Raw genomic sequence first — 2,175 nt, forward strand, 5'->3', positions numbered from 1 at the left:
GAGCCGCAGGGTTCCCTGCGGCACACCGGACGAGAAACGGCTGACGGAAGACATCATCGAGCTGACGCGCGCCCACGGGCGATACGGCTATCGGATGATCACCGGACTGCTGAACAACGCCGGGTGGCATGTGAGCCACAAGCGCCCCTCTCGGCAGCATCTGCGCATGCGCCTGCCGGGCAACGGTCGAGCGGATATGGCGACGCGAAGGGCTGAAGGTCCCGCAAAAACAGGCAAAGAAGGGCAGGCTCTGGCTGAACGGCGGATCGTGCGTCAGGCTCCGGCCAGAGCGCCCGAACCACATCTGCACCTCACGATTTCGGCCAGGATCGGACGCATGACGGGCGGGTGTTCCGAACGCTCAACAACGAGACCTTGTCGGCCATTGGTCCGAGGGCAATGGTCGAGTGACGAGTTCACGAAGGAGGCGCCCCCTTTCGACAGATTTGGCGTTGCCAAATCGCCTGCCGGGCAATGGGTGATCCGTGTCGACCGCAAGCTCAATTCCACCGACGTAGTCGACGCCCTGACGGATCTGTTTATCCTGCGCGGCCCACCCGCATTCATAAGGTCCGACAATGGGGCCGAATTCATCGCCAAGAAGGTGCGCAGCTGGATCGGTGCCGTCGGCGCCAAGACTGCATTCATCGAGCCGGGCTCACCCTGGGAGAACGGCTACTGCGAGAGCTTCAATGTCCGGTTCCGCGGCGAATTGCTGAACGCAGAAGTCTTCTATTCGCTCCGGGAGGCCCGGATCCTCATCGAGCGATGGCGCCGCCATTACAACACAGTCAGGCCGCACAGCTCGCTGGGCTATCGCCCGCCAGCACCGGAAACCTTCGTCCCAATGGACCACCGACCGACAATGCACTAACAATCAACCCGGACCGCTCGATGGGGGCAGTAGTCCACGCCCGGCTTCCCGTCCTGTGACTGAGACGGTGGGCCGCCACGTCACCGCGTTGGAGGAGGCGGGCGTGACCGTGTTTGCCCGCATCGCTCACTGCGAGGGGCTCGCGGTCGTTTGGGATCGACTTACGGAATGCGGAGGTGCTGGTCTTCGGCAAGCTGCCCTACAGCATTCAATCAACGCAAGGCCGCTAAGGCCGCACCGAGATCGATTGCTCCATCATAAAGTGCGCGGCCCGAAATCGCGCCCGCGATGACGCCCGTCGCCTTGAGGCGTTCCAAATCCGATAGGGAGGATACCCCGCCCGATGCGATGACCGGGATGGAGACGGCGCGGGCGAGTGCGGCGGTGGCCTCGACGTTGGGACCGCCCATGGCGCCATCACGGTCGATGTCGGTGTAGACGATTGCCGCCACGCCCGCATCCTCGAAGCGGCGGGCGAGGTCGGGGGCCATCACGTCCGTTTCCTCGGCCCAGCCGCGGGTCGCGACACGCCCGCCCCGCGCGTCGATGCCGACGGCGACTTGGCCCGGGAAGGCGCGTGCTGCCTGGCGCACCAAGTCCGGATCTTCCACCGCGACGGTGCCGAGGATCACGCGCGCCAGGCCCTTGCCCAGCCATGCCTCGATCGTCGCCATGTCGCGGATGCCGCCGCCAAGCTGGCAGGGTACGTCGACCGCCGCCAGGATAGCCTCTACCGCGCCCGCATTGACCGGCGCACCGGCAAAGGCTCCGTTCAGGTCCACCAGATGCACCCATTCGCAGCCGGCCGCCACGAAGGCGCGGGCCTGCGCGGCCGGATCGTCATTGAAGACCGTGGCGCTGGCCATTTCTCCGTGCAGAAGGCGGACGGCCTGTCCGTCCTTCAGGTCGATGGCGGGGTAAAGGATCATATGCGCGCTCCGGTTCGTCGGGATGTTTCTGGCGGAAATTGTTGCGGGCGAAAAGCCCGGCGCGTTAACCCGGATAATTCACGAGAAGGCGGCGGAGGTGGCGTAACCGTCGGAAACTCTGTATTTTTTGGTTATCGACGCCAAAGATTCAGATTTCAGCAGGACGACCTCCGCCATGACCCAGTCTACGTGCTCCACGCCCCGCCTGTCACCCCTTAACGGTAAGCCGATCCTGCTCGGGTTTGACGGCGCCGACATGAGCTCCGACGCCGGCCTGACCCTGCTGCGCGAGATCGAGCGCAGGGCGGGTCTGGCGCAGCGGCTCGCAGATTGCCTGCACGATCCGCGTGACCCGGCGAAAGTTCAGCATAG

The 2,175-nt window shown here is 64.7% G+C and carries 2 protein-coding genes and 1 pseudogene; 2 read left to right on the forward strand and 1 reads right to left on the reverse strand.

Going from position 1 to position 2,175, the window contains the following annotated elements; genetic code table 11:
- A pseudogene (locus tag JSE7799_RS20595) lies at nt 1-874 on the forward strand (integrase core domain-containing protein); the annotation flags it as partial.
- Nucleotides 875-1,086: 212 nt separating this feature from the next.
- Here JSE7799_RS20595 and hisA read toward each other — a convergent pair.
- Complete coding sequence (gene hisA, locus JSE7799_RS13580; protein ID WP_055664097.1) at nt 1,087-1,803, reverse strand: 1-(5-phosphoribosyl)-5-[(5-phosphoribosylamino)methylideneamino]imidazole-4-carboxamide isomerase; 717 nt, start codon at nt 1,801-1,803, stop codon at nt 1,087-1,089.
- A 175-nt stretch (nt 1,804-1,978) separates the two neighbouring features.
- On the opposite strand from hisA, the gene JSE7799_RS19995 reads away from it, so the two are divergent.
- On the forward strand, nt 1,979-2,175 hold a 197-nt coding region (locus JSE7799_RS19995; RefSeq protein WP_186201946.1), incomplete at its 3' end, for a transposase.

Origin of the sequence: Jannaschia seosinensis, from assembly GCF_001408515.1 — a bacterium.
Taxonomy (GTDB): Bacteria; Pseudomonadota; Alphaproteobacteria; order Rhodobacterales; family Rhodobacteraceae; genus Jannaschia; species Jannaschia seosinensis.